Origin of the sequence: Tsukamurella sputi (assembly GCF_007858445.1) — a bacterium.
In the GTDB taxonomy this organism is placed as follows: Bacteria; Actinomycetota; Actinomycetes; order Mycobacteriales; family Mycobacteriaceae; genus Tsukamurella; species Tsukamurella sputi.
The window spans coordinates 394,834-421,587 of sequence record NZ_VIGV01000004.1 but is presented as its reverse complement, the minus strand read 5'-3'; the positions used below and the strand labels follow the sequence as shown (position 1 = coordinate 421,587).

The 26,754-nt window shown below is 70.6% G+C and carries 30 protein-coding genes and 1 riboswitch; of the genes, 21 read left to right on the top strand and 9 right to left on the bottom strand.

Features of this window, described 5'->3' with window-relative positions; genetic code table 11:
- Window positions 1-46: 46 nt before the first annotated feature.
- Window positions 47-628, bottom strand: coding sequence for a dihydrofolate reductase family protein (locus tag FK268_RS14965; RefSeq protein WP_146435414.1), 582 nt, complete (start codon window positions 626-628; stop codon window positions 47-49).
- Between the two features lie 71 nt (window positions 629-699).
- Window positions 700-763: riboswitch (guanidine-III (ykkC-III) riboswitch) on the top strand.
- A gap of 18 nt (window positions 764-781) precedes the next feature.
- Here FK268_RS14965 and FK268_RS14960 point away from each other — a divergent pair.
- Window positions 782-1,096: a DMT family transporter gene (locus tag FK268_RS14960; protein ID WP_146435412.1), complete on the top strand. Its 315-nt coding sequence runs from the start codon at window positions 782-784 to the stop codon at window positions 1,094-1,096.
- Here FK268_RS14960 and FK268_RS14955 read toward each other — a convergent pair.
- The 6 genes from FK268_RS14955 to eno all read right to left on the bottom strand — a co-directional run bounded on the left by FK268_RS14955 (window position 1,080) and on the right by eno (window position 5,892).
- Window positions 1,080-2,228, bottom strand: coding sequence for a DUF418 domain-containing protein (locus FK268_RS14955; protein WP_146435410.1), 1,149 nt, complete (start codon window positions 2,226-2,228; stop codon window positions 1,080-1,082). The two genes, FK268_RS14960 and FK268_RS14955, sit on opposite strands and share 17 nt — an antisense overlap.
- A gap of 68 nt (window positions 2,229-2,296) precedes the next feature.
- Window positions 2,297-2,578 (bottom strand): hypothetical protein, encoded by a 282-nt coding sequence (locus tag FK268_RS14950; protein WP_146435409.1) that lies wholly within the window; start codon window positions 2,576-2,578, stop codon window positions 2,297-2,299.
- 89 nt (window positions 2,579-2,667) lie between these two features.
- Window positions 2,668-3,573 (bottom strand): Ppx/GppA phosphatase family protein, encoded by a 906-nt coding sequence (locus FK268_RS14945; RefSeq protein ID WP_269434232.1) that lies wholly within the window; start codon window positions 3,571-3,573, stop codon window positions 2,668-2,670.
- 53 nt (window positions 3,574-3,626) lie between these two features.
- Window positions 3,627-4,151, bottom strand: coding sequence for a DUF501 domain-containing protein (locus tag FK268_RS14940; RefSeq protein WP_146435405.1), 525 nt, complete (start codon window positions 4,149-4,151; stop codon window positions 3,627-3,629).
- Window positions 4,151-4,570, bottom strand: a complete 420-nt coding sequence (locus FK268_RS14935) for an FtsB family cell division protein (RefSeq protein WP_146435403.1) — start codon at window positions 4,568-4,570, stop codon at window positions 4,151-4,153. The genes FK268_RS14940 and FK268_RS14935 overlap by 1 nt, the downstream gene beginning before the upstream one ends.
- Window positions 4,571-4,608: 38 nt before the next feature.
- The gene (gene eno, locus FK268_RS14930) at window positions 4,609-5,892 is read right to left on the bottom strand and encodes a phosphopyruvate hydratase (protein ID WP_146435401.1); all 1,284 of its coding nucleotides are present in this window, start codon (window positions 5,890-5,892) and stop codon (window positions 4,609-4,611) included.
- Window positions 5,893-6,043: 151 nt separating this feature from the next.
- On the opposite strand from eno, the gene FK268_RS14925 reads away from it, so the two are divergent.
- From FK268_RS14925 to FK268_RS14840, 18 genes are all read left to right on the top strand, one after another.
- Window positions 6,044-7,027, top strand: a complete 984-nt coding sequence (locus tag FK268_RS14925) for an isopenicillin N synthase family dioxygenase (protein WP_146435399.1) — start codon at window positions 6,044-6,046, stop codon at window positions 7,025-7,027.
- Window positions 7,028-7,054: 27 nt separating this feature from the next.
- Window positions 7,055-7,450, top strand: coding sequence for a response regulator transcription factor (locus tag FK268_RS14920; protein ID WP_146435397.1), 396 nt, complete (start codon window positions 7,055-7,057; stop codon window positions 7,448-7,450).
- A gap of 141 nt (window positions 7,451-7,591) precedes the next feature.
- Window positions 7,592-7,954 (top strand): NADH-quinone oxidoreductase subunit A, encoded by a 363-nt coding sequence (locus FK268_RS14915; RefSeq protein WP_146435395.1) that lies wholly within the window; start codon window positions 7,592-7,594, stop codon window positions 7,952-7,954.
- Window positions 7,945-8,499, top strand: coding sequence for a NuoB/complex I 20 kDa subunit family protein (locus FK268_RS14910; protein ID WP_146435393.1), 555 nt, complete (start codon window positions 7,945-7,947; stop codon window positions 8,497-8,499). The genes FK268_RS14915 and FK268_RS14910 overlap by 10 nt, the downstream gene beginning before the upstream one ends.
- On the top strand, window positions 8,496-9,218 hold the full coding sequence (locus FK268_RS14905) for an NADH-quinone oxidoreductase subunit C (RefSeq protein ID WP_146435391.1): 723 nt from the start codon (window positions 8,496-8,498) through the stop codon (window positions 9,216-9,218). Before FK268_RS14910 ends, FK268_RS14905 begins: the two co-directional genes overlap by 4 nt.
- A gap of 26 nt (window positions 9,219-9,244) precedes the next feature.
- Window positions 9,245-10,504 carry an NADH-quinone oxidoreductase subunit D gene (locus FK268_RS14900; protein WP_146435874.1) on the top strand — a complete coding sequence of 420 codons (1,260 nt, stop codon included), beginning with the start codon at window positions 9,245-9,247 and terminating at the stop codon, window positions 10,502-10,504.
- A complete protein-coding gene (gene nuoE / locus FK268_RS14895; RefSeq protein WP_146435389.1) occupies window positions 10,501-11,223 on the top strand; it encodes an NADH-quinone oxidoreductase subunit NuoE in 723 nt (240 codons plus the stop codon). Before FK268_RS14900 ends, nuoE begins: the two co-directional genes overlap by 4 nt.
- Window positions 11,220-12,560 carry an NADH-quinone oxidoreductase subunit NuoF gene (nuoF, locus tag FK268_RS14890; RefSeq protein ID WP_146435388.1) on the top strand — a complete coding sequence of 447 codons (1,341 nt, stop codon included), beginning with the start codon at window positions 11,220-11,222 and terminating at the stop codon, window positions 12,558-12,560. Before nuoE ends, nuoF begins: the two co-directional genes overlap by 4 nt.
- Entirely contained in the window at window positions 12,557-14,887 is a 2,331-nt protein-coding gene (locus FK268_RS14885) for an NADH-quinone oxidoreductase subunit G (RefSeq protein ID WP_146435386.1), read from the top strand. The genes nuoF and FK268_RS14885 overlap by 4 nt, the downstream gene beginning before the upstream one ends.
- Window positions 14,884-16,200, top strand: a complete 1,317-nt coding sequence (gene nuoH, locus FK268_RS14880) for an NADH-quinone oxidoreductase subunit NuoH (RefSeq protein WP_146435384.1) — start codon at window positions 14,884-14,886, stop codon at window positions 16,198-16,200. Before FK268_RS14885 ends, nuoH begins: the two co-directional genes overlap by 4 nt.
- Window positions 16,193-16,696 carry an NADH-quinone oxidoreductase subunit NuoI gene (nuoI, locus tag FK268_RS14875; protein ID WP_146435382.1) on the top strand — a complete coding sequence of 168 codons (504 nt, stop codon included), beginning with the start codon at window positions 16,193-16,195 and terminating at the stop codon, window positions 16,694-16,696. Before nuoH ends, nuoI begins: the two co-directional genes overlap by 8 nt.
- A complete protein-coding gene (locus FK268_RS14870) occupies window positions 16,693-17,466 on the top strand; it encodes an NADH-quinone oxidoreductase subunit J (protein WP_146435380.1) in 774 nt (257 codons plus the stop codon). The genes nuoI and FK268_RS14870 overlap by 4 nt, the downstream gene beginning before the upstream one ends.
- Window positions 17,463-17,762: an NADH-quinone oxidoreductase subunit NuoK gene (nuoK, locus tag FK268_RS14865; RefSeq protein ID WP_146435378.1), complete on the top strand. Its 300-nt coding sequence runs from the start codon at window positions 17,463-17,465 to the stop codon at window positions 17,760-17,762. Before FK268_RS14870 ends, nuoK begins: the two co-directional genes overlap by 4 nt.
- A gap of 5 nt (window positions 17,763-17,767) precedes the next feature.
- On the top strand, window positions 17,768-19,645 hold the full coding sequence (nuoL, locus tag FK268_RS14860) for an NADH-quinone oxidoreductase subunit L (RefSeq protein WP_146435376.1): 1,878 nt from the start codon (window positions 17,768-17,770) through the stop codon (window positions 19,643-19,645).
- Window positions 19,642-21,162, top strand: a complete 1,521-nt coding sequence (locus tag FK268_RS14855) for an NADH-quinone oxidoreductase subunit M (protein ID WP_146435374.1) — start codon at window positions 19,642-19,644, stop codon at window positions 21,160-21,162. The genes nuoL and FK268_RS14855 overlap by 4 nt, the downstream gene beginning before the upstream one ends.
- On the top strand, window positions 21,159-22,640 hold the full coding sequence (gene nuoN / locus FK268_RS14850; protein WP_146435372.1) for an NADH-quinone oxidoreductase subunit NuoN: 1,482 nt from the start codon (window positions 21,159-21,161) through the stop codon (window positions 22,638-22,640). Before FK268_RS14855 ends, nuoN begins: the two co-directional genes overlap by 4 nt.
- Before the next feature lie 15 nt (window positions 22,641-22,655).
- On the top strand, window positions 22,656-22,982 hold the full coding sequence (locus FK268_RS14845; RefSeq protein ID WP_146435370.1) for a hypothetical protein: 327 nt from the start codon (window positions 22,656-22,658) through the stop codon (window positions 22,980-22,982).
- 47 nt (window positions 22,983-23,029) lie between these two features.
- Window positions 23,030-23,647 (top strand): TetR/AcrR family transcriptional regulator, encoded by a 618-nt coding sequence (locus FK268_RS14840; protein ID WP_146435872.1) that lies wholly within the window; start codon window positions 23,030-23,032, stop codon window positions 23,645-23,647.
- Between the two features lie 32 nt (window positions 23,648-23,679).
- On the opposite strand, the gene FK268_RS14835 is transcribed toward FK268_RS14840, so the two are convergent.
- Window positions 23,680-24,213 (bottom strand): helix-turn-helix domain-containing protein, encoded by a 534-nt coding sequence (locus tag FK268_RS14835; RefSeq protein ID WP_231707092.1) that lies wholly within the window; start codon window positions 24,211-24,213, stop codon window positions 23,680-23,682.
- A gap of 82 nt (window positions 24,214-24,295) precedes the next feature.
- Here FK268_RS14835 and FK268_RS14830 point away from each other — a divergent pair, with 82 nt between their 5' ends.
- Both FK268_RS14830 and FK268_RS14825 read left to right on the top strand, forming a co-directional pair.
- The gene (locus tag FK268_RS14830) at window positions 24,296-24,970 is read left to right on the top strand and encodes an AzlC family ABC transporter permease (RefSeq protein ID WP_231707091.1); all 675 of its coding nucleotides are present in this window, start codon (window positions 24,296-24,298) and stop codon (window positions 24,968-24,970) included.
- Window positions 24,967-25,281, top strand: coding sequence for an AzlD domain-containing protein (locus tag FK268_RS14825; protein WP_146435364.1), 315 nt, complete (start codon window positions 24,967-24,969; stop codon window positions 25,279-25,281). The genes FK268_RS14830 and FK268_RS14825 overlap by 4 nt, the downstream gene beginning before the upstream one ends.
- On the opposite strand, the gene FK268_RS14820 is transcribed toward FK268_RS14825, so the two are convergent.
- Window positions 25,282-26,682: a lipase family protein gene (locus FK268_RS14820; protein ID WP_193560289.1), complete on the bottom strand. Its 1,401-nt coding sequence runs from the start codon at window positions 26,680-26,682 to the stop codon at window positions 25,282-25,284.
- Window positions 26,683-26,754: the final 72 nt, after the last annotated feature.

The window sequence follows — 26,754 nt, the reverse complement described above, 5'->3', positions numbered from 1 at the left end:
GGACGCGTCCACGAGACGCAAGTTCCGCCAACGGGGGCTGCCCGCATCAGCGTTGGCGAATCACGTCGTAGACCACCTTGAGTACACCATTGGGGTACGCCTGCGATTCCCGCAGGCGCAGTGCGGTCGCGTCGCGGTCCTCACTGCCGAAGATGCTCTTGCCCGCGCCGAGGAGGTACGGGAAGACGAGGAGGTTGTAGCGATCGATGAGGCCTGCGTCCGCAAGGTTCCGGGCGAGCTCGGGGCTGCCGTGGATGAAGATGGCCCCTCCGTCGGTCTCCTTGAGGGCCGCAACGTCCTCCGCCGACCGCAGGATGGTGGTACCGCCCCACCCGTCGACGAGATCACCTTCCCCGATCGTCGTGGAGGCCACGTACTTCGGCAGATCGCGGTAGGCAGCGTGGTCCTCGGACTGCGGCCACACGGCACCGAAGGCCTCATAGCTGCGTCGCCCGAACAGCAGGGCCGTGGTCTCCCCCAGTTCCTCGCCCTTCAGGGAGAAGGCCTCCGGCACGAACTCGTGCCGTGCCACCCAGCCGCCGCTCCGATGCCCCTCCGCCGCTCCGCCGGGCGAATCGGCCACCCCGTCGAGCGTGATGAATCCCGTGTACACCAGTTCGCGAGTCATGCCGCTCACAGTAGTGCTCGGGTCAGGTTCGTCACCGGCACTTGCCTATTGCACACGGTCGAGTAACCTGGACGGCGTCGCGAAAGACATCCGGACGAGGCGCACCGTACCCGGCCAGCGAAAAGACGGTGCGGACCTGAGGAGGTTCGCATCATGGCATGGATCGTTCTGATCGTCTCCGGCGTTCTCGAGGCCGTCTGGGCCACCGCGCTCGGCAAGTCCGACGGGTTTTCGAAGCTCACCCCGTCGATCGTCTTCGGTGTCGCACTGATCGCGAGTATGGCCGGACTCGCCTACGCGATGCGCGACCTCCCCACCGGCACCGCATATGCGGTGTGGGTCGGCATCGGCGCGGCCCTGACCGTGATCTACGCGATGGCCACCGGCACCGAATCCGCGTCACTGGTCAAGATCGTCTGCATCCTGGCGATCGTGGGCGGCGTCGTGGGACTCAAACTGGCCCACTGATCGCGGCGCGGGCGTGTTCCCGTACTCGGGTCGTTCCCCCGTAGGTCGCCACCCGCAGGACCCATTCGACGGGCCCGTACCGGAACCGCCGCGTGTACCAGTGCGCGACCGCCAGTTGGAGGGCGAAGACGATCGCCGCGAAGGCGAGTACGGCCCCGTCGGACCACCGTCCCGCCTGCGCGAAACCGTAACCGGTGAAGGCGATCGCCGCGATCAACGATTGCGACAGGTACACGCTGGCGCTGATGCGCCCAGCCGGAGCGAAGATCTCCGACACCGCGGGACGGGAATGCAGGATCCGCAGGAAGGTGGCGGCGTACGCGGCGGCGAGCAACGGCCCGGAGACGTAGCCGAGTGCCTCCGTGTGCGGGATGTGGAGGAGGACCGGGAGCACCGAGAGCGGCAGGCCCAGACCGAAACCGATCGCCTGCACCCGCAGCAGGTGCGGAAGATAGCGGGCCGGGTCCTCCAGCAGGCGGACCTTTCCTGCCGCCAGCCCGACGAGGAACAACGGCAGCACGTTGAGCAGCCCGAACACCACGGTGGGCGCCAGCCGACCGACCCCGTCCGCCCACCGGTACGCGGCGGCCTCGCCCCAGCCGGCGCGCACCGCGTCGAGTGCGGCGGCGTTCTCGGTCGCCGTCTGTGCGGCGTCGAGCGGCGACTGGATCATCCGCCCGACGGTGAGCGCCACGAACAGCACCAGGCAGGCCGCGTACAGGGCACCGGCGAGCCGTAGGGCGGGCCTGGGGCGCAGGCCGCGAAGAGCGAGCAGGGCGAACCCGATCACGCCGTAGCCGAAAAGGACGTCGCCCGTGAAGAGGAACACCGTATGCAATGCGCCGATCACGACCAGCGCCACCAGCCGACGGACGGTGCGAGCCGTGGGGCTCGCACCGTCACGCTCAGCGGACCGGAACTGCAGGGTCAGCGCGTACCCGAACAGGAAGGAGAACAGCACGTAGAAGCGGTTGTGCAGGAACATCTCCTCGAAGGCCCGCACCGGCCCCGCCGCGAATCCCGCCGGGTTCGCCATGATTGCGATGTTCACCGCGAAGATCCCGCCGAGCGCGAATCCGCGCAGGGCATCGAGCGCCGCGATCCGCGGCACCGACGGGTCGGTCGTGGTCATGCGCCCAAGCTAGAACCGCTCGGCCGCAGGCGCCTCCGGGAAAGCCCGGAGATCGCCCCCGAACCGGGTCAGGCGGCGCGGGCGGCGAGCTTGCCGGCCGGGTCCAGCACCCGGTCGACGGTACCGTGGCGCGCCTCGGCACGGCGGATCGCCATCGCCCACTGCTCGGGATCCGCCACGTCCGCCACCAGCGCGTAGACGTCGCCGGACAGGACCGACACCACGTCGCGGAAGTTCGCTCCCACCGCGGTCACGCGGGTTCCGGAACAGGACAGGTCGCCGACCATCCGAGCGGTCGCATCGGTACCGTCCAGCACCACGATGACACCCTCTGCAGCAACGTTCTTCATCTCCGACTCCCTTCGCCGTACGCGCATAACGTTAGGCGACGAAACCTCCCCGCGCGCTGCCGCGAAGCTGTGAACTCGTCAACAGTGCGTTAATTCCCGGAGACGGCGCCGTCCGCGAGGCCCATTGCGACGCCGTCCAGGATGTCGTGCTCGGAGACGACCAGTTCCGTCACGCCGACGGCGGCCAACCTCTCCGCCAGCCGCAGCGCCACCAGTGCGCCGCCGCCGATCACGTCGGCGCGGCCGGGGTGCATCGGGCCGAGCGCCAGTCGCTCCGCGGAGGTCATCCGCAGCAGCCGACGGCACAGCGCGACGAGGTCGCCGAGCGGCACGCGGGAGCCGTGGATCAGGGCCGGATCGTATTCGGTGAGGCCGTGCGCGAGCGCGGCGAGAGTGGTGAAGGTCCCTGCCACGCCGATCCAGGTACGGACCCCGTCGAGCGGGACGACGGAGCCCGCCTCGTCCAGCGCGGCGTCGATGTGGAAGGTCGCCTCCGCCACCTCGGCGGCGGTGGGCGGGTCGGAGTGCAACGCGCGCTCGGTGATCCGTACGCAACCGATGTCGGCGGAGAAGGCGTGAGCGACGCTGCCCGACGAGCCGACGACGAGTTCCGTCGAGCCGCCCCCGAGGTCCACGACCAGCGTCGGATCGGCAGCGGCCAGCCCGACGGTGGCCCCGCGGAAGGAGAGCTCCGCCTCCTCGGTACCGGCGATCACCTCGGCACGGGCGCCGGGCGTGATCCGCCCGAGCGCAGCGGCGGTGATCGCGAGGAAGGCGTCCCGGTTGGAGACATCGCGGGCCGCGGAGGTGGCGACCATGCGCACCCGCGTCGCCCCGAGTTCCAGGGCGGTGGAGACGTATTCGTCGAGCGCGACCCGCACCCGCTCGAGCGCGTCGGCGGCGAACTCGCCGGTCGCGTCGACGCCCTGGCCCAGCCGGACGATCCTCATGTCGCGGTGCAGCTCCTCCAGGCCCGCACCCGTGGAGCGCGCCACGTAGAGGCGAATGCTATTGGTACCGCAATCGATCGCCGCGACGACCGGGGCGTTCACTCACCACCCCAGGGGAACTGCGGCTCCGGCCAGTCGGCCGGGATCGCACTGCCGCGCAGGCCCGCGGCTGCGGCGAGCGCGACGGCCTCGTCGCCCAGGCGGACGACGCCGGGCCCCTCGGCCAGGGCGTAGGCGATGAGCACGTGCAGGCACTTCACCCGGTCCGGCATACCGCCACCGGTGAAGTCCGTCCCGAGATCGTCCAGGGCGTTCCGGGATTCGAGGTAGTGCCGGTGCGCCGCACGGTAATTCTCGGCGATCGATTCGTCGGAGGCGAGCAACGCCTCCATCTCACGCATCACGCCCGCGCTCTCCTGGCGGCTCGCCTCGGCGGTGAGCCTGGGATCCGTCAGGTAGTACAAGGTGGGGAACGGCGTGCCGTCGGGCAACCGCGGCGCCGTCTTCACGACGGCCGGCTCGCCGTCGGGGGTGCGGTAGGCGATGGCGAGGACGCCGCGCGGGGCGCGCCCCAACTGCTCGGCGACTCGGTCCAGGTCTGCCTGGGCGACTGCTTCACTCATCAGTGCGGCACCGCGATCGTGCGCCAGACATTCGTGTACCAGGGATTCTGCTTGGACTGCTCCGCCTCCACCTGCTCGGGAGTGGGCTTCGGTGCGTCCGGCGTCTGCACGCGGTACGGCGTCTCACCGGGCATCACGTACTGCAGCCGGATCCTGGCCTGCGCCTTGATGTACTCCGGATCGTCCTGCAGCCGCTTCTGTTCCTCGAGCCGCGCGATGTCGGCCAGCAACTGCGCGTGCTCCGCGGCCACCTTCTCCTCACGCGCCTGCTCGGACATGTACGTCCGCACCGGCACGGCGAGGGTGAGGGCGAGGACGCACAGCACGAGGAACAGCACGACGGTCCGCCCCGCGCTCCGTCCGTCCGCACGGCCTTCGCCGCCGGACGGGGTTCGCACGAGGCGGGACCTGCTGCTCACTGTGCTGTGCTCCTTCTGCTCTGTCTACGGTCGATCGATCAGCTGGTGAACTCGAAGCGCGGGAAGGCGGTGTCGCCGGCGTAGCGCGCGGCGTCGCCCAGCTCCTCCTCGATGCGCAGCAGCTGGTTGTACTTCGCGACCCGCTCCGAACGCGCGGGCGCGCCGGTCTTGATCTGGCCGCTGCCCACGGCGACGGCGAGGTCGGCGATGGTGGTGTCCTCGGTCTCGCCCGAACGGTGGCTCATCATCGACTTGTAGCCGTTGTTGTGGGCCAGTGCCACGGCGTCCAGCGTCTCGGTGAGCGTGCCGATCTGGTTGACCTTCACCAGCAGCGCGTTGGCGGCGCCGCGGGCGATGCCGTCCTCGAGGCGCTCCGGGTTGGTGACGAACAGGTCGTCGCCCACGAGCTGCACCTTGTCGCCGATGGCGTCGGTGAGGTCGACCCAGCCCTCCCAGTCGTCCTCCGACAGCGGGTCCTCGATGGACACGAGCGGGAACTCGCCGACGAGGCCGCGGTAGAACTCGCCCATCTCGGCGGCGCTGAGCACCTTGCCCTCGAACTTGTAGCCCTCGGGCGTGTAGAACTCGGTGGCGGCAACGTCGAGCGCGAGCGCGACGTCCGTGCCCAGCTTCAGGCCGGTCTTGCCGATGGCCTCGGAGATCAGGTCGAGCGCCTCCCGCGTCCCGGCGACCGACGGGGCGAAGCCGCCCTCGTCGCCCAGACCGGTGTTCAGGCCCTTGCTCTTGAGAACCGACTTGAGGGCGTGGTAGACCTCGGCGCCCCAGCGCAGCGACTCCTTGAAGGTCTCGGCGCCGATCGGCGCGACCATGAACTCCTGCACGTCGACGCCGCTGTCCGCGTGCGCGCCACCGTTGAGGATGTTCATCATCGGCACGGGCAGGATGTGCGCGTTCGGGCCGCCCAGGTAGCGGAACAGGGGCAGCGCAGCGGACTCGGCGGCGGCCTTCGCGGCGGCGAGCGAGACACCGAGCAGCGCGTTCGCGCCGAGCCGGCTCTTGTCCGGGGTGCCGTCCAGATCCAGCAGGGTCTGGTCGATGATGCGCTGCTCGTCGGCGGGGATGCCGATCACCTCGGGCGCGATGACCTCGAGCACGCCCTCGACCGCCTTGGTCACGCCCTTGCCCAGGTAGCGATCGCCACCGTCGCGCAGCTCCACGGCCTCGTGCTCACCGGTCGACGCACCCGACGGCACCGCCGCGCGGGCGAAGCTGCCATCGGCGAGCACGATCTCGACCTCGACCGTGGGGTTGCCACGGGAGTCGAGGATCTCGCGGGCGCCTACCTGGATGATTTCGGACACGGTCTCTCCTTATGCACTGGCCGAGCTCGGGGGCAACTCGACCGCCAGCCTAGTGCCCGGCGCACGTGAGGCGAAGCCCGGCGCGCACGAAGTCCCGATCACACCGATCGGATCTACTCATACCGGCGCCCCGCGGCGCTACCCTGCGGTCATGTCCATCCCGGTGCTCGACCTCGCCCTCCTCGACACCGACCCCGCGCGGTTCGACGGTGCCGTCCGGGCCGCCGCGCACGACGTCGGCTTCTTCTACCTGACCGGGCACGGCCTGCCGTCACAGCGCATCGACGAGGTGCTGTCCGTCGCGCGCGCCTTCTTCGCCCTGCCGCAGGCCGAGAAGGACGCCATCGCCATGATCGAATCCCCTCACTTCCGCGGCTACACCCGCCTCGGCGGCGAGCTCACGCGCGGCGCGGTCGACTGGCGGGAACAGATCGACCTCGGACGGGAGGATCCGGCACCGTCGGGCGAGGATCCGGCGGCCCCGGACTACCTGAACCTCCTCGGCCCGAACCAGTGGCCCGCCGCGCTCCCCGAATTGCGCACCGTCATGGAGCGGTGGGACGCGGACCTGTCGCGGATCTCGCTCGCGCTGCTGCGTTCCTGGGCACGATCGCTGGGCGCCGATCCGCACGTCTTCGACGAGGCCTTCGCGGATCGGCCGGCCACGCTGATCAAGGTGGTTCGCTATCCGGCGGGGACCGATTCGGACCAGGGCGTGGGCGCGCACAAGGACTCGGGCGTGCTGACCCTGCTGCTCGTCGATCCCGAATCGGAGGGGCTGCAGGTGCTGCCGCCCGGGGCCGAGACGTGGGTCGACGTGCCGCCGCTCCCGGGCGCCTTCATCGTCAACATCGGCGAGATGCTGGAGGTCGGAACGGACGGCTACCTGCACGCGACCGAGCACCGCGTCGTGAACCGCAGCACGGGCGCCGACCGGATCTCGGTGCCCTACTTCTTCAATCCCGCCGTGACCGCGCGGATGCCGCACCTGCCGCTCCCCGCGGACCTGCGAACGGGCGTCACCGTCGACCCGGAGAACCCGATCTTCGCGACCTACGGCGAGAACGCGTGGAAGAGCCGTCTGCGCGCGCATCCGGACGTGGCGGCGCGGCACTACCCGCAAACGGCCTCGTAGCCGCGAGCGGAAACCTATCGTGGGGCCATGACCGGCGCAGCCCCGCTCGTCCTCGTCTACAGCTCCAACGCGCGACACCGCGCGGAGATCACGGCGGCCCTGGGCACACGCCCTGCGCCGGACAGACCCCCGATCAGGATCCTCGAGGCCGCGACCGCGCCGGCCGTGATCGCCCGCCTCGACGAGGGCGGCGTGGCCCTCGTCGTGCTCGACGGCGAGGCGGCCCCCGCGGGTGGCATGGGCCTCGCGCGGCAGGTGCGCGACGAGATCGAGCCGTGCCCGCCGCTCCTGGTGATCACGGCCCGCCGCGCCGACGGCTGGCTGGCACGCTGGTCCCAGGCGGACTACTGGGTGAGCCACCCCCTCGATCCGTTCGAGCTGGCCGGCGCCGCGGGCCGACTCCTCGCGACCGCGACGCTCTGAAGAACAGACACGCTCGCCCCAAAACCCCACCCCGAATCACGCCGGGACATATAGTTGTGATGTAGCTCACAACTTCACTCAGGGGAGCCTAACCGGTTCTGCTGAATGGGAATTCGCACACACCGCGGAGGGAGCATCGCCGTGAACCTGTACGTGCCGATCCTGGTACTCGGAGCGATCGCGGCCGCCTTCGCGGTGTTCTCCGTCGGTGTCGCCCGGTTCGTGGGGCCGCGCCGGATCAACCGCGCGAAGCTCGAGGCCTACGAATGCGGTATCGACCCCTCGCCGACCCCGGCTTCGGGCGGTGGACGCTTCCCGGTGAAGTTCTACCTGACGGCGATGCTCTTCATCATCTTCGACATCGAGATCGTGTTCCTCTATCCGTGGGCCGTGCACTTCGACGTCCTGGGCACCTACGGCCTGCTCGCGATGGCCCTGTTCCTGGTGAACGTCACCGTCGCCTACGCCTACGAATGGCGACGAGGGGGACTCAGTTGGGACTAGAGGACAAGGTTCCGGGCGGCTTCCTGCTCTCGACCCTGGAGGTGGTGGCGGGGTACGCGCGGAAGGGATCGCTGTGGCCGGCCACGTTCGGCCTGGCCTGCTGCGCGATCGAGATGATGGCGACCACCGGCCCGCGCTTCGACATCGCCCGGTTCGGCATGGAGGCCTTCCGCGCCTCGCCCCGCCAGGCGGATCTGATGATCGTCGCGGGCCGCGTCAGCCAGAAGATGGCACCGGTGCTGCGGCAGGTCTACGACCAGATGGCCGAGCCGAAATGGGTCCTGGCCATGGGGGTCTGCGCCAGTTCGGGCGGCATGTTCAACAACTACGCCGTGGTGCAGGGCGTCGACCACGTGGTGCCGGTGGACATCTACCTCCCCGGATGTCCGCCCCGGCCGGAGATGCTGCTCAACGCACTACTGGCGCTGCACGAGAAGGTGGCCGAGACGCCGATGGGCGTCAACCGCGAGGCCGCTCGCCGCGCCGCGGAGGAGGCGGCGATGGCCGCGCGCCCCACCATCGAGTTCAAGGGCCTGCTGCGATGACCGACTCCCCCGAGCTGCCCGCGTCCGGCGGCGCCGCCGAACCCGCGGCGCCGCAGCCCGACGTGGTGCGCACGCGCACCGGGATGTTCGGCGGCGGCACGGGTGACACCTCGGGCTACGGCCGGATCCGCCGGCCCGTGGTCATGCCCGGGCCCGGCGAGGAAGCCCCGCCCGCGGGATACGACGCGGTGCTCGCGCGGCTGCGAAGCGCCCTGGCCGAGGCCGGCGGTGCGCCGGACTTCGCGGAGGCTGTCCGCACGGTCACGGTGCATCGCGGCGAAGTGACCCTGCGCGTTCCGCGCGAGCACCTGGTGGCGGTGGCACGACTGCTGCGCGACGACCCCGGTCTCCGTTTCGAGATGTGCCTGGGCACGTCGGGCGTGCACTTCCCCGAGGACACCGGCGCGGAGCTGCGCGCGGTGACCCACCTGCAGTCGATCACGCACGGGCGGCGACTTCGGCTCGAAACCTCCTGCCCCGAAGCGGATCCGCATGTTCCGTCACTCTTCCCCGTCTACCCCACGACGGACTGGCACGAGCGCGAGACCTACGACTTCTTCGGCATCGTCTTCGACGGGCACCCGTCGCTCACCCGGATCGAGATGCCGGACGATTGGGAGGGCCACCCGCAGCGCAAGGACTACCCCCTGGGCGGCATCGGAGTTCAGTTTCACGGCGCCGAGGTATCCGCCCCCGACTCCCGGAGGTCGTACTCGTGACCACCGACTACAGCGAGTTCACGGCGATGGGATCCGACTGGGACGCGATCGCGGCGGACGCGATCGGCCAGGAGCGGATCGTGGTGAACATGGGCCCGCAGCACCCGTCCACGCACGGCGTGCTGCGCCTGATCCTCGAACTCGACGGGGAGACGGTGACCGAGGCCCGGTGCGGGATCGGTTTCCTGCACACCGGCATCGAGAAGAACCTGGAGTTCCGCACCTGGACGCAGGGCACCACCTTCGTGACGCGGATGGACTACCTTGCGCCTCTGTTCAACGAGGCGGCCTACTGCCTGGCGGTGGAGAAGCTGCTCGGCATCACCGAGGAGATCCCCGCCCGCGCCACCGTGATCCGCGTGCTGCTGATGGAGCTGAACCGGATCACCAGCCACCTCGTCGCGCTGGCCACGGGCGGCATGGAACTCGGCGCGGTCTCGCCCATGCTCAAGGGATTCGAGATCCGGGAGCAGATCCTCGACGTCTTCGAGACGATCACCGGGTTGCGGATGAACCACGCCTACATCCGGCCCGGCGGCGTCGCGGCCGACCTGCCCGACGAGGCAATTCCCCAGATCCGGAACCTCCTGAGAACACTGCCGAAGCAACTCGCCGGCATGTCCTCGATGCTCACCGGCAATCCGATCTGGATCGCCCGCACCAAGGGAATCGGCTACCTCGACCTCACGGGCTGCATGGCACTCGGCGTCACCGGTCCCGTGCTGCGCTCCACCGGTCTCCCGCACGACCTCCGGCGCAGCGAGCCCTACTGCGGCTACGAGGACTACGAGTTCGACGTGGTCACCGACACCGGCTGCGACTGTTACGGCCGGTACCTGATCCGCGTGCTCGAGATGAGCCAGTCGCTGCGCATCGTCGAGCAGTGCCTCGACAAGCTCGCGCCGGGGCCGGTGATGATCGACGACGCCCGCCTCGGCTGGCCCGCCGACCTCACCGTCGGGTCCGACGGGCTCGGCAACTCACGCGCGCACATCGCCGAGATCATGGGCGAATCCATGGAATCGCTCATCCACCACTTCAAGCTGGTCACCGAGGGCTTCGCGGTCCCACCCGGGCAGGTCGCGGCCTCGGTCGAAGCGCCGCGCGGCGAACTGCTGGTGCACGCGGTCAGCGACGGCGGAACGCGCCCCTACCGGGTGCACTTCCGCGACCCGTCGTTCACGAATCTGCAGGCGGTGGCGGCGATGTGCGAGGGCGGCATGGTCTCGGACGTGATCGCGGCGGTGGCGAGCATCGACCCGGTGATGGGAGGCGTGGACCGATGACTGACCCCGTCTTCCTCGAATTCGGCGCGCGGCCGCAGGAGGCCGTGCAGCTGTACCGCCCCGGCGCGCCCACCGAGTACCCGGCCGCGGTCGCCGAGCGCCTGGCGGCGGACGCCGAGCAGCTCATCGCGCGGTACCCCGAGAAGCGATCGGCGCTGCTGCCGCTGCTGCACCTGGTGCAATCGGAGGACGGCTACATCACCCCCGCCGGCATCGAATTCTGCGCGGCGGCGCTGGACCTCACCGCGGCGGAGGTGGTGTCCGTGGCCACCTTCTACTCGATGTACCGGCGCGGCCCCACCGGCGAGTACCTGGTGGGCGTGTGCACCACCACGTTGTGCGCCGTCCTCGGCGGGGACGCGATCCTCTCCTCGCTGTGCGAGCATCTCGGTATCGCCCCGGGCGGAACCACGCCCGACGGGAAGGTCACCGTGGAGCGGATCGAGTGCAACGCGGCGTGCGACTACGCCCCCGTCATCATGGTCAACTGGGAGTTCTTCGACGACCAGACCGTCGCGAGCGCCCGCGACCTCGTGGATGCGCTCCGGTCCGGACGACCGCCGTCGCCGACGCGCGGCGCGCCGCTCGGCACCTTCCGCGAGACGGCCCGTCTCCTCGCCGGTTTCGACGACGAGCGCCCCGGTGCCGTGTCGGCCTCCGGTGCCGGCGGCGCCCCGACGATGGCCGGTCTGCAGGCGTTCCGGGAGGCGCAGTCATGACCGCGCAGCTGACCCCCGTCCTCTCCGCCCACTGGGGCGACCCCGAGCCGTGGACCTTGCACTCCTACCGCGCCGCGGGCGGCTACCAGGGGCTGGAGCGGGCTCTCACGATGACGCCGGACGACGTGATCGCGCTGGTCAAGGACGCCGGCCTGCGCGGCCGCGGCGGCGCGGGTTTCCCGACGGGGCTGAAGTGGAGCTTCATCCCCCAGATGCGCGAGGGCGAGGCACCGAAGCCCGGGGCCGACAAGCCGCACTACCTCGTGGTGAACGCCGACGAGTCCGAGCCGGGCACGTGCAAGGACATGCCGCTGATGTTCGCCACACCGCACACCCTCGTGGAGGGCGTGATCATCGCCTCCTACGCCATCCGCGCGAATCAGGCGTTCATCTACGTGCGCGGCGAGGTGCTCGGCGTGCAGCGACGGTTGCGCGCCGCCGTCGCCGAGGCGTACGCGGCGGGTTACCTGGGTAAGGCCATGGGCCCCAGCGGATTCAGCCTGGAGCTCGTGGTGCACGGCGGCGCCGGCGCGTACATCTGCGGCGAGGAGACGGCGCTGCTGGACTCCCTGGAGGGCCGCCGCGGCCAGCCCCGCCTGCGCCCGCCCTTCCCCGCGGTCGCGGGGCTCTACGCCTCGCCCACGTGCGTGAACAACGTCGAGTCGATCGCCAGCGTCCCCGCCATACTGGCCAACGGGGCGGAGTGGTTCACGACCATGGGCAGTGAGAAATCCCCCGGGTTCACGCTGTACTCGGTGTCCGGGCACGTCGTGCGGCCCGGCCAGTACGAAGCGGCGCTCGGCGTCACCCTCCGCGAGATGCTGGAGCTGGCGGGCGGGGTGCGCCCGGGACACGAGCTGAAGTTCTGGACCCCGGGCGGATCGTCCACGCCGCTGCTCACCGCCGAACACCTCGACGTCCCGCTCGACTACGAGGGTGTCGCGGGCGCGGGCTCGATGCTGGGCACCAAGGCGCTGCAGATCTTCGACGACACCGTCTGCGTGGTGCGGGCGGTGCTGCGCTGGCTCGAGTTCTACGCGCACGAGTCGTGCGGCAAGTGCACGCCGTGCCGCGAGGGCACGTATTGGCTGGTGCGGCTGCTGCGCCGGCTCGAGGAGGGCGAGGGCCGCGCGGAGGATCTGGACACACTCGCCGACGTGGCCGACGGCGTGCTCGGCAAGGCCTTCTGCGCGCTCGGCGACGGCGCCGCGAGCCCCATCCAGTCGTCACTGAAGTACTTCCGCGAGGAGTACGAGCGGCACGTCGCGGAGGGCGGCTGCCCCTTCGATCCCGCGGCTTCGATGCGCGAGGCGCCCGTGTCGGGAGGTGCGCTGTGACGGTCAAGGCGAGTATCGACGGCATCGAGATCGAGGTCCCCGACGGCACTCTGGTGATCCGCGCCGCCGAACAGCTCGGGATCGCCATCCCCCGCTTCTGCGATCATCCGCTGCTCGCCCCTGCGGGCGCCTGCCGGCAGTGCCTGGTGGATGTCGAGGGGCAGCGCAAGCCGCTCGCCTCCTGCACCACGACGGTGACCGAGGGCATGGTGGTGCGCACGCAGGCCACGTCCGTCGCTGCGGCCGGTGCGCAGCGCAGTGTGATGGAACTGCTGCTGGTGAACCATCCGCTGGACTGTCCGGTGTGCGACAAGGGCGGCGAATGCCCGCTGCAGAACCAGGCCATGTCCGCCGGCCGCGCCGTCTCGCGCTTCCCCGCCGCCGACAAGCGCACCTACCCCAAGCCGATCCCGCTGTCGGCCGAGATCGTGCTCGACCGCGAGCGGTGCGTGCTGTGCGCCCGGTGCACGCGCTTCTCGGACGAGATCGCGGGCGACGACTTCATCGAGCTGATGGATCGCGGTGCACTGCAGCAGGTGGGCGTCGCGGGCGATCAGCCCCTGGATTCCTATTTCTCCGGCAACACGGTGCAGATCTGTCCCGTGGGTGCGCTCACCAACACCACCTATCGGTTCCGCGCCCGCCCGTTCGACCTGACCTCCACCCCGTCGGCCTGCGAGCACTGCGCCAGCGGCTGCGGCCTGCGCGTGGATCACCGCCGCGGCGAGGTGCTGCGACGCCTGGCCGGCGACGATCCGGCGGTCAACGAGGAGTGGAACTGCGACAAGGGCCGGTGGGCCTTCGCCTATGCGACGCAGCCGGACCGGCTGACCACGCCGCTCGTGCGCGGCGCCGACGGTGTGCTCGCCCCCGCGTCGTGGCCCGAGGCCGTCGCGGCCGCCGCCCGCGGACTGACGGGCAGTGCGGCCGGCGTCCTCGCCGGGGGCCGCGGCACCGTCGAGGACCTGTACGCCTACTCCGCGTTCGCGCGCATCGCGCTGCGCACCAACGACATCGACTTCCGGATCCGGCCGCACAGCGCCGAGGAGACCGCCTTCCTCACCTCGGGTGCGGCGGGCGACGTGACGTACGCGGACCTCGAGAGCGCGCCCGTCGTGCTCCTCGCCGGCTTCGAGCCGGAGGAGGAATCGCCCATCGTCCACCTGCGGCTGCGGAAGTCGGTGCGCGCGGGCGGCACCCGGGTCCTGTCCATCGCTCCGTTCGCCTCGCGTGGTCTGTCGCGACTGAGCGGCGAGCTGATCGCCTGCACACCCGGCGGCGAAGCGGCCGCGCTGGCCGATCCCGCGCTCGTGGAGCTCCTCGCCGCCCCCGGAGCGGTCATCCTCGTCGGTGAACGGCTCGCCGAGCCCCCCGGTGCACTCGCGGCGGCCGTCGCACTCGCGGACGCGGCGGACGCCCGTCTCGCCTGGATCCCCCGCCGCGCAGGCGAACCCGGGGCGATCGCCGCGGGCGCGCTGTCCGGGGCTCTCCCGGGCGGCCGCCTCACCGTCGACCTCGCCCACCGGACCGAGATGGAGGCGTTCTGGCGTGCCCCCGTCCCCGAGGGACCGGGACGCGACACCGCGGGCATCCTCGCCGCCGCGGCCGCGGGAGACCTCGCCGCGCTGGTCTGCGGAGCCGTCGACGTCGCGGACCTCCCCGATCCCGATGCCGCCCGCCGCGCCCTCGACGCCGCCTTCGTGGTCAGCCTCGAACAGCGGGAATCCGAGGTCACCGCTCGCGCCGACGTGGTCCTGCCCGTCGCCACCGTCGCGCAGCGGGCGGGCACCTTCCGCAACTGGGAGGGACGGATGCGCTCCTTCTCCGCGGCACTCCCGTCGCCCGGCGCCCTGGCGGACGCACGGGTGCTCGCCGTCCTCGCGCAGGCCATGCGCGCCGACCTCGGCTTCACCGATTCCGACGGTGCCGCTGCCGCCCTGCGCACGCTCGGCACCGTGCGCACACCGCGGCGCCCCGTCAGCGCCCGGCCCGGCGTCATCGGCGTCCCCGGTGACGGCGAAGCCGTCCTCGCGACCTGGCGCCAGCTGCTCGACCTGGGCCGCGGGCAGGACGGCGAAGCCGACCTCGCGGCCACCGCTCGCCGCCCCGTCGCCCGGATGTCGGCGAGCACCGCAGCCCGGATCCTGGCCGCGGACGGCACTCCCGTCACCGTCTCCACCGCCCGCGGTGCGATCACTTTGCCGCTCGCGGTGACCGCCATGCCCGACGGCGTGGTGTGGATCCCCCGCAACTCGCCCGGCAGTACCGTCGGCGAGACGCTCGGCGTCGGGTGGGGCGCCGTGGTCGGGATCGGGGTGGCGCGATGACGCTCGCCCTCGGCCCGCACGAGCCCGTCGATCTCTCCGCCTTCGGCCGCGATCCGTGGTGGCTGATCCTGGTCAAGGCCATCGCCATCTTCGCCTTCCTGGTACTGACGGTGCTCGCAGCGATCCTGGTCGAACGCAAGGTGATGGCGCGGATGCAGCACCGGTACGGTCCGAACCGCGTGGGCCCCTTCGGCATCCTGCAGTCGCTCGCCGACGGGATCAAGCTGGCGCTCAAGGAGGGCATCACGCCGAACGGCGTCGACAAGCCCGTCTATCTGCTCGCCCCGATCATCGCGACCATTCCCGCGTTCATGGCCTTCGCCGTGATCCCCTTCGGACCGCAGGTCTCGGTGTTCGGCACGCGGACGCCGCTGCAGCTCACCGACCTTCCGGTGGCGGTGTTGTACATCCTCGCGATCACGAGTATCGGCGTGTACGGGATCGTGCTGGCGGGGTGGTCGTCCGGCTCCACCTACCCCCTGCTCGGCGGCCTGCGTTCCACCGCGCAGGTGATCAGCTACGAGGTCGCCATGGGCCTCTCCTTCGCTGCCGTCTTCCTGTACGCGGGCACCATGGCCACGTCGGGCATCGTCTCCCGGCAGGAGGGCACCTGGTACGTCTTCCTCCTGCTCCCCTCCTTCGTCGTCTACGTGGTCTCGATGGTCGGCGAGACCAACCGCGCGCCCTTCGACCTCCCCGAGGCCGAGGGCGAGCTGGTGGGCGGCTTCCACACCGAGTACAGCTCACTGAAATTCGCGATGTTCATGCTCGCCGAGTACGTGAACATGACCACCGTCTCCGCGCTCGCCACCACCCTGTTCCTGGGCGGCTGGCACGCGCCCTGGCCGCTGAACATGTGGGAGGGAGCGAATTCAGGCTGGTGGCCGGTGGTCTGGTTCGTGGGCAAGGTCTGGTGCTTCCTGTTCGCCTTCATCTGGCTGCGCACCACGCTGCCGCGCCTGCGGTACGACCAGTTCATGCGCTTCGGCTGGCAACTGCTCATCCCCACCGCGCTCGCCTGGATCCTCGTCGCCGGGGCCGTGCAGGCGTTCGCGCTCGCCGGGCACTCGACGACGGTGCTCGCCGCCGCCGTCTCGCTGCTCTTCACTCTGGCGGTGTTCGCCGTCCTGGTGGTGCGGCACCGTCGGCAGAAGGCGCCCGAGCCCGGGCCTGATCCGGCGACCTTCTCGCTGCCCTTCGACCCGATGGCCGGCGGATTCCCCGTGCCGCCCATGCCCGGTCAGTACCTGTCCGAGCCCGCCCGGCGCGCCCTGCCGAGCGACGCGCAAGCGAAGGAGGCGTCCCATGGCTGATCCCCTCGGACTCGCCGGATTCGGTGTGACCCTGCGGACCATGTTCAGCAAGCCCGTCACCGAGAACTATCCGGAGCAGCGGTCGCCCGTCGCGGGCCGGTACCACGGCCGGCACCAGCTGAACAGGTACGCCGACGGCCTCGAGAAGTGCATCGGCTGCGAGCTGTGCGCGTGGAGCTGCCCCGCGGACGCGATCTACGTGGAGGGCGCGGACAACACCGACGAGGAGCGGTACTCGCCCGGCGAACGGTACGGACGGACGTACCAGATCAACTACCTGCGGTGCATCGGCTGCGGACTCTGCGTGGAGGCCTGCCCCACACGAGCGCTCACGATGACCGACGACTACGAGATGGCGGACCGCGACCGCGGGGCGCTGATCTACGACAAGGACGATCTGCTCGCGCCGCTCCACGAGGGCGAGGTCCCGCCGCCCCACCCGATGCGCGAGGGACTCACCGCCGCCGACTACTACCGGGGCGAGGTGGATTCGTGACCGGCGAGGAGTGGGCGTTCTGGATCGTGGCGGTCCCGGCCGTGCTGTTCGCGCTCGGCGTCGTGCTCGCGTCGAAGGCCGTGTACTCGGCGCTGTGCCTGGCCGCCACGATGATCCTGCTGGCGATCGCCTACATCGCACAGGGCGCCACCTTCCTGGGCGTCGTGCAGATCGTGGTGTACACGGGCGCGGTGATGATGCTCTTCCTGTTCGTCGTCATGCTGGTGGGCGTCGATTCCTCCGACTCGCTGGTCGAAACGCTGCGCGGGCACCGGGTCGCCGCCGCCGTCGCGGGCCTGGCCCTCGGAATGCTGCTCGTCGCGCTGGTGGCGCGCGCGTCCCTACCGGAGCCGCGCGGGCCGTCGGGCGAGTATCCGCCCAACTCCGTGGAGGCCCTGGCGGACACCGTCTTCGTGCGCTACCTCTGGGCCTTCGAGCTCACCGCGGCGCTCCTCATCACGGCGACGCTGGGCGCGATGATCCTGGCACACCGGGAGAAGCTCGCGACCGCGCTCTCGCAGCGGGAGCAGTCGATCCGGCGGTTCCGCGAAGGCCACCGCGCCACCCCACTCCCCAACCCCGGCGTCTACGCCCTCGGCAACGCCGTCGACCTGCCCGGCCTGCTGCCCGACGGGACGCCGGCCCCCGACTCCGTCAATCACACGCTCACGCCGCGCTCCCCCGAGCATCGTCGGGCGATCCCCGGCCGCGCGAACTCCCTCGACGACGAGGTCCCGTCGATCCTTCGCGACGAGGAGGTCTCGCCGTGAACCCGCACCTGTACCTGTACCTGGCCACGCTGCTGTTCGCGATCGGCTCGGCCGGTGTCCTACTGCGGCGCAACGCCATCGTCGTGTTCATGTGCGTGGAGCTGATGCTCAACGCCGCCAACCTGGCGCTGGTCACGGCGGGCCGGATGCACGCCGTACCGCAGGGTCAGGTGGTGGCCTTCTTCACGATGGTCGTGGCCGCCGCCGAGGTCGTGGTGGGCCTGGCGATCATCATCGCGATCTTCCGGGTCCGGCGGTCCGTCTCCGTCGACGAGCCGCACCTGCTGAGGCGGTGAGCGACGTGACCGGAATTCTCGCGGCACTGCCGCTGATCCCCCTCGCCGGTGCGGTGGTGCTGCTGCTCGGCGGCCGTCGCACGAACGCGTGGGGGCACCTGTTCGGGACCGCGGTCGCGGCGGTCTCGTTCGTCGTCGCGGCCACCGCCTTCGGGATGCTGCTGGCCCGCGATCCGTCGGACCGATCGGTGGACACTGTGCTCTACCACTGGTTCTCGGGCGGCGACCTGTCGGTCGACCTGGCGTTCCGGCTCGACCAGCTCTCGATCTGCTTCGCCCTGCTGATCACCGGTGTGGGCACGCTGATCCACGTCTACTCGATCGGCTACATGGCGACGGATCCGGCACGGCGGCGGTTCTTCGGCTACCTCAACCTGTTCCTCGGCGCGATGCTGGTGCTGGTGCTGGCCGACGATCTGGTGGTGCTCTACCTCGGCTGGGAGGGAGTGGGACTCGCCTCGTACCTGCTCATCGGCTTCTGGCAGCACAAGCCCTCCGCCGCGACGGCGGCGCGGAAGGCGTTCATCGTCAACCGCGTCGGCGACATGGGTCTGGCCCTGGCGGTCGCGGTAACGCTCGCGACCTTCGGCACCACCGTCTTCGGTGACTTCCTGCCGCGTGCGGGTGAGGCCGGCGAGGGCGTGGTCACCTGGCTGGGGCTCCTGCTGCTCCTCGCCGCCTGCGCCAAGTCCGCCCAGGTCCCGCTGCAGAGCTGGCTGGGCGACGCCATGGAGGGTCCCACCCCGGTGTCGGCGCTCATCCACGCCGCGACGATGGTGACCGCGGGCGTCTACCTCATCGTGCGCACCGGACCGGTCTTCGAGGCGGCGCCGGTGGCGCAGGGCTTCGTGCTCGCCGTGGGCGCGGTGACGCTGCTCTTCGGCGCCGTGATCGGCTGCGCGAAGGACGACATCAAGAAGGCCCTCGCCGCGTCGACGATGAGCCAGATCGGTTACATGGTGCTCGCCGCCGGTCTGGGCCCCGCCGGATACGCGCTGGCCATCGCGCACCTGTTGGCGCACGGCTGCTTCAAGGCCGGGCTGTTCCTCGGTGCGGGCTCGGTGATGCACGGGATGGACGACGAGACCGACATGCGCCGGTACGGCGGCTTGGCGAAGGTCATGCCCGTCACCGCGGTGACCTTCGGCTTCGGCTACCTCGCGATCATCGGCGTCCCACCACTGTCCGGCTTCTTCACCAAGGACGGGATCATCGAAGCGGCGCTCGGCCGCGGCGGTTTCTGGGGCGTCGTGCTGGGCGGCGCCGCGATCCTCGGCGCGGGGATCACCGGCTTCTACATGACGAGGGTGATGGTGCTGACCTTCTTCGGTGCGCCCCGCTGGCGCGAGGGCACGCATCCGCACGAGTCGCCGCGGGTGATGACGGCGCCCATGATCGTGCTGGCGCTGGGCAGCGTCGGCGCGGGCGCCCTGCTCGTGATCGGCGGCCGGATCGCCGACTTCCTCGCCCCCGCTGTGGGATCCGCGCCCGAGACGCACCACGCGATTCCCGCATGGGTGGTCACGCTGCTGGTCCTGGCGTCGGTGGCGATCGGCGTGGCGGTGGCGGTCCGCACCACGCGGAAGGTGGCCGTGGAGGCACCGTCGGCAGTGAGCGCGCTGACCCGTGCGGCGAGGAAGGACCTGTACGGCGACGCCCTCAACGAGGCCGTCTTCATGCGCCCCGGCCAGGCCGCGACGGCCGCCTTACTGGTGGCCGAGCGCAAGGGCATCGACGGTGCCGTGGACGCGATTCCCGCGGGCGTTCACGTCGGCTCACTGCTGCTGCGGCGCTCACAGACCGGGTACGCGCGGAGCTACGCGCTGACCATGCTGGCCGGGACGGCGGTGCTCGTCGGCGCCGCGGCGGTGTGGCTCTCATGACCGGGCCCTGGCTGACGCTGCTGTGGGCGGCGCCCGCGGTCGGCGCCGTCGCGGCCGCGGCCATCCCACGCGCAGCGCGGTGGATCGGGCTCGCGGCGTCCCTCGTTGCGCTGGCGATCGGCATCGGTTTGGCGTTCGCCTTCGACACCGCGGGCGGCTATCAGTTCGTCGAATCGCACTCGTGGATCCCGTCGTTCGGGGCGGGGTACCGCCTGGGCCTCGACGGTGTCGGGCTGGTGCTGGTGCTGCTCACCACCGCGCTGCTACCGATCCTGCTCCTCGCGGCGTGGAACGACGCGGGTACCGGTCCGGAGTCGACGCGCGGAGGCCGCTACGTCGCCCTCACGCTGGCCGTCGAGGCGATGGTATTGGTCAGCTTCGTCACCACCGACGTACTGCTGTTCTACCTGGTCTTCGAGGCCATGCTGATCCCGCTGTACTTCCTACTGGCAGGCTTCGGCGGCACGGGCAGCGATGCCGGGGTCCGAGCGCACGCGGCGGTGAAGTTCCTGCTCTACAACCTCGCCGGTGGACTCGTGATGCTCGCCGCCGTCGTCGGCCTGTACGCGGCCTCCGGCACCTTCGACCTGCGTGCTCTGCTCGACGGTGCGCGGCCCAGCCCCGGCCTCGCGCAGGACCTGATGTTCCTGGGTTTCCTGTTCGCCTTCGCGGTGAAGGCGCCGCTGTGGCCCCTGCACACCTGGCTGCCCGGCGCCGCCGTGCAGACGAATCCGCCGACGGCGGTGCTCATGATGGCGATCGTCGACAAGGTCGGCACGTTCGCCATGCTCCGCTACTGCCTCACCCTCTTCCCGGACGCGGCCGCCCGGTTCGCGCCGTGGATCGCGGCGCTCGCCGTGATCGGCATCGTCTACGGCGCGATCCTCGCGATCGGGCAGTCCGACGTGATGTCGCTCATCGCGTACACGTCGATCAGCCACTTCGGCTTCATCATCCTGGGCGTTTTCGCCCGCACGGGCGACTCGCAGGCCGGATCGGTGCTGTACATGGTCAATCACGGCGTCGCGACCGCCGCACTGTTCCTCACGGCGGGGATCCTGGTGGCTCGGCGCGGCAGCCGGGAGATCGCCGACTTCGGCGGCGTCTTCTCGCGCGCCCCGAAGCTCAGCGCGGTCTTCCTGATCGCCGGCCTCGCGACCCTGTCACTCCCCGGGCTCGGCCCCTTCGTCTCCGAGCTTCTCGTGGTGGTGGGCACCTACCCGCGGTGGGCGGTCGCGGCGATCGTCTCCGTGGTCGCGCTCGTGCTGTCGGCGATGTACGTCCTGTGGACCTATCAGCGGATGTTCACCGGCCCGGCACCGGACGGTGTGGAGCGCACCTTCGGCGCCGGGAGCGGAGTGGGCGGACCGGGTGCTTCCGCCGATGCCCGGCCGAACGAGCTGCTCGTTCTGGTCCCGCTCGTCGTGGCCCTCTTCGCCCTGGGCCTCGTCCCCGCGCCGGCCCTGGACGCGATCAATCCCGCCGTCTCGCCCACGGTCGCGGAGGTCGCGCGATGAACCCGTCGACACTCGGCCCGCTCGCCGCGCTCCCGGCGCCGTCGATCGAGTACGCGCGCATCGCCCCCGCGATCATCGTCTTCGCCGCGGCGATCGTCGGAGTGCTCGTGGAGTCCTTCGCGCCCACCGCGATCCGGGCGAAGATCCATGCGGTGCTGAGCGGCGGCGCGGTGATCGCGGCGCTGGTCACGGTCGCGATGCTCGCGGACACCGGGTCCCGCCCGCGCGGGGTACTCGCGGGTTCGGTGGCCGACGACGGCCTCTCCCTCGCCCTACAAGGACTTCTGCTGATCTCGGCCCTGCCCGCGCTTGCGCTGATGGTCGCGCGGTACGACTCGCTGACGCACACCGAGGCGGTTCCCCTGACGCTGTTCGCGCTGGGCGGCATGCTGGCCTTCGTCTCGGCGCAGGACTGGCTGACGCTGTTCGTGGCGCTCGAGGTCTTCTCCCTGCCGCTGTACCTGCTGTGCGCGCTGGCGAAACGTCGTGGACTGCTGCCCCTCGAGGCGGCGCTGAAGTACTTCCTGCTGGGTGCTTTCAGCTCGGCGATCCTCCTGTTCGGTGTCGCCCTGCGTTTCGCGGCGACGGGGTCCACGTCGATCACGGCGGTCCCGCAGGACACGGTGTTCGGCACCGTCGGCGCCGCTCTGATCGGGGTCGGCCTGCTGTTCAAGGTGGGCGCGGTGCCCTTCCACTCGTGGGTGCCGGATGTCTATCAGGGCGCGCCGACCCCCGTCACGACGTTCATGGCGGCCGCCACCAAGATCGCGGCGTTCGGCGTGATCGTGCGGCTCACGCTGGTCGCCTTCCGCGACGTGCCGTGGCGCCCCGTCATCGCCGCGGTCGCCGTGGTCACGGTGATCGTCGGCTCCGTCATCGCGGTCACCCAGACGGACGTCAAGCGCCTCCTGGCGTACTCGGCGATCGCGCACACGGGTTTCCTGCTCATCGGCGTCTTCGCGGGCACCGTCCGCGGCACCGGCGCGGTCTGCTTCTACCTCGCCGTCTACGGGGTCAGCACCGTGGGCGCGTTCGCCGTCGCGGCGGCGGTGCGGGAGACGCGTCCGGACGGGAGCACCGTCGAGGTGACCGATGTGGAGCGCTGGGCCGGGCTGGGCCGCTCCCGCCCCCTCCTCGCCGGAGCGATGGCGCTGTTCCTGCTGTCCTTCGCCGGGATACCGCTGACCGGCGGCTTCGCCGGGAAGTTCGCGGTCTTCACTGCGGCGGCGCAGCGGGGCGGCGGATGGCTGGTCGTGGTGGGCGTCCTCGCCAGCGCGCTCGCCGCGGTCTTCTACATCCGGGTGCTGATGACGATGTACTTCGCGCCGGCGCACGAGTTCGCGCCCGATGTACCGCGGGTGGATCCGCTCACCGGTTTCGCCATCGCTGTGGGCGTCGTCGCGGTCATCGCCCTGGGCGTCTTCCCCCAGCCACTGTTCGACCTGTTCGCCGATCTCACGGTGTTCGCGGGCCGGTAAGTAGAATCTTCACCCATGAGTGACAAGCCGCTTCCGTTCAGCAACGGCCTGCAGTTGAAGTCGATGGGCGCAGTCCTGCTGCTGGTGCTCGGCGTGCTGATCTGGCGGCTCACCGATGCGACCACGACCACTGCGCGCGTGCTGTACGTGGCCGCGATCGTCTTCGAGTTGCTGTTCTTCGTGGGGCTGATCTTCGCGAGCCGGTTCATCAAGAACCAGCACGACAAGGCCGAAGCGGCGTACAAGGCGCAGGTGGCCGCGCAGGCCGAGGCCGCCCGCAAGCCGTCTCCGACCGGGGACGACGGTGCCGCGCCCGCCCCCGGCCCGACGGACGCGCCGTGACCACGTCGTCCAAGCCTAAGCGGGAGGGCGCTCCGGTCCGCAAGCGGATGACCGCCGCCGAGCGCCGCAATCAGCTGGTGAACACCGCCCGATCGGTCTTCGCCGACCGCGGCTACGAGGCTGCGACCATCGAGGAGGTCGCGGCGAAGGCCGGCGTCTCCAAGCCCGTGGTCTACGAGCACTTCGGCGGCAAGGAGGGCCTCTACGCGGTGGTCGTCGACCGCGAGATGGAGATGGTCCTCGAGGTCTTCTCGCGAGCCATGCTCGAGGACAGGTCCAAGACCCGGATTGAGCAGATCGCGCTGGCGCTGCTGACCTACGTCGAGGAGCGCGCGGACGGCTTCCGGATCCTCACACGGAACAGCTCCGTCGAGCACTCCGGCGGCTACTCGACGCTGCTCAACGACCTCGTCGGGCAGGTCGAGAACCACCTCGAGGGCGAGTTCTCCAGCAAGAACCTCGACCCCGAGCTCGCACCTCTGTACGCGCAGGCACTGGTCGGGATGGTGGCGATGACGGCGCAGTGGTGGCTGGAGGTGCGGACGCCGCCGAAGGAGGCCGTGGCCGCGCACATCGTGAACCTGTCCTGGTACGGCCTCATCGGTCTCAAGGAGAACCCCGTCGCCATCGAGCCCAGCCAGCTGGGCGAGCCCGACGACGAGTAGACCACCGCGCTCCCCCTCCCCGGGGCCGGGCGTCAGCGCTGCTCGCTGATCAGCACTGCACGCGTTCCGGCGACGAGCGCCTCGAAGACGTGGGGCGCGTCTCCCGGATAGGTGATGAAGTCCCCTGGCGCGAGCGTCACGGGGCGATCAGCAGGGCCCACCAGCGCCTCGCCGCTGCACAACAGCACATGCTCGACGGTGCCGGTGACGTGCGCCGCCGAGTCGCGGCGCGAACCCGGGGCGGCGTCGATGCGGTAGACGTCCCGCCGCACGGCCGGAGGTGATGCGGTGAGCAGCGTTGCGGCGTAGTCGGCGCAATCGGAGGGCACCGTGGCGCCCTCGTCGGACCGGACCACCGTGACTTCGACCTCCCCGCCGCCGAGTAGCCGGGCGAACGGGATGCCGAGGGCCGTGGCCAGCGCCCACAGCGTCTCCACACTGGGATTCCCGGTCCCGGCTTCGAGCTGGGACAGCGTTGATTTGGCGATCCCTGCTCGACGGGCGAGTTCCGCCATGCTCCAGCCCGCGGCCGTCCGCTCGCGCAGGATGCCTGATGCGATGGCCATGATCGGCACACTCGACATGTTCGCTACACACTCCCATCGTTCGTCTTGACGAACGTCGCCTTCTTCGTTCATCCTAATGAACATGCGTACGGAATGGCGAACGAATCGCGGGGACGCGCTGCTCCGGCCCGCGGCGCTCCTCTCCCTCGCAGTCGGCTGCATCGGGATCGCCTACGGAGCACAGACGGTGGCCGGCGGGCTGCCGTGGTGGTTCGCACCCCTGCTCGGCACCCTCGTCCTGGCCGGATCCGCTGAGATGCTCTTCGTGGGCCTGATCGCCGCTGGCGGTGCGCCGATCGTGGCCTTCGCCGCTGCAGCACTGGTCAACGCGCGCCACCTGGCGTACGGGCTGGCCGCGGCGCCGTACGTGGGTTCCGGCGCCGCACGCCTCCTGCGGATCCACCTCATCAACGACGAATCGATCGCCCTGGCGCTGGCCCAGCCCGACGTCGAATCCGGCAGGCGCGGACTGACGTACGCCGGCGCAGGAATCATGCTCACCTGGCCCGTGGGTGCCGCCGTGGGCGCGGCGGTCGGATCGGTCGTCTCCCCGGAGGCCCTGGGGCTCGACGCGGTGTTCCCCGCAGTCATCCTCGCGCTGCTCGTGCCCGCGCTGCGCGAGGAGTCGACCCGAACGACGCTCCTCCTCGCGACCCTGATCGCCCTGATCGCCGTGCCGTGGGCACCCGCGGGCCTGGCCCCGATCCTCGCCCTGGTCGCCGTGCCCGCCCTGCGCCTGGCCGGAGTCCGGCGGTGACGGGCGTCATGTGGGCCGGCATCGCCCTCGCGATCGCGACGTTCGCCATGCGGGCCACCGGTCCCGTACTGGCAGGTCGGTTCGACCTGTCCGACGGGACACGGCGGACCGTCGACCTGTGCGCCCTCGCCCTCCTGGCGGGCGTGATGGCGACGACGACCTTCGCCGACGGGCGGGAGTTCGGCGGGACGGCCCGCGTCGCCGGGGTCGCCGTTGCAGGCGTCCTGGCCTGGCGACGGTGCCCGCTACCGCTGGTGATCGTCGCCGCTGCCGCCGTCACCGCACTACTCCGCCTGGCTGGAGCCGACTGACTAGCGCGGGCCCGCGCCGAGCGGCGCACCCACGAGCGAGGCGAGGATCGCGCCGACGCCCTGCCCGAGAGTCTCGATCGCCGCGGGCTCGAGCGCGGTCGTCGGCACCGTCTTGACGTCGCAGCCCTTGGGCGCCGGCCCGGTCGAGTCCATCCGTCCCTTGAGCCAGGCGAGCGCATTGCCGACGCCCGTGACGATGACCGTGCCGTGCGTGGTCATGAGCTGCGGAACCGGGTTCGGGGGCAGCTCCTCGCGACGGTAGGTGACGGAGGCGCCGCCGTCGCAGTAGGATTTCACCAGTTTGTCGGTGCCCGTGATCGGCGCGACCTCCTCCGTGACGCCGTTGTACACGTACGCGGGCACCGTCGGAATGCGGCCACTGATCCCGCGCTCATCGATGGCCTGACGGATCGCGGGGATCTTCAGCACGTCCTCGATGGGCTTGGCCAGGTTGACCCGGTAGTCAAACCACAGGTTCGCGACCACGTTCTGGCCGACGCAGTGCCGTCGAGTCTCGTTGACCCGGTCGCGACCGCCCTGCGTGAGGCTCTTGTCCAGCGCGGCGCGGAACTCGGGCGAATCCTTCCCGAGCGCGGAGAGCGCGAGCGGGATCAGGCCCGCCATGAGCGAGCTGTTCACGGCCTTCAGCGATGCCTCGAGGTCGCGCTCGGGCGCGCCGAACGCGGCGCCGCGGATGTTCAGCTCCGGCGCGTAGGTCGGCTGCTCCTCGATGGTCCAGCTGCTGGCGATGGCGCCTCCGGAGTAGCCCATCAGACCGACGGGGGTCGACTTGTTCATGCCGAGGCGGGAGAAGTTCTCCACCGCCCGGATGCCGTCGAGCACCGCCCAGCCGGGCTGGCGCGGAGTCAGAAACCGATTGTCGCTGCCACCATGATCCGGCATCGCGACGGCCCAGCCCTGGTTGAGCCCCGCGGCGGCCATCAGCATCTCCGCACCGGGCAGCGCGAAGGTAAGCGGCCCTGCGGGCGAGAGGTCGATCGGGCCGCCCCTGGTGATCGCGTAGGAGGGCTGGCAGATCCGCAGCGTGGAGTCGGTGGCGGCCTGGTAGGACAGCAGTTTGGTGGACTTCTTGCCGCGCGGCACCATCACCGTGGTGACGGTCATGTCCGGTTCGCCGTTCATCCCCTTTGTCCGGTAGGCCAGCTGCCAGGCATCGACGTTCACGGGCAGGAGCTGCAACGACCGCACGGTCGTGGCTCGACTGCGGACGATCTCTCCGGGCTGGAGAGACGCCAGGTTCGAGGGCTTGTCGTAGAACGAGTCCGCGGGTGGGGCGGGCTCGACGATGGGCGGGAGCGCCTGCGCGCTCGGCGCCGTGACCATGCCCGCCGCGATCACCACGATCGCGCCGATCAGCGCCGCGAGGGTACGCGATCCCATCCGGAACGCTGATGTTTCATTATCCATAAGCAAGGAACTTAAAGTGACCCCCGTCACCTGTCAAGGCCCGGA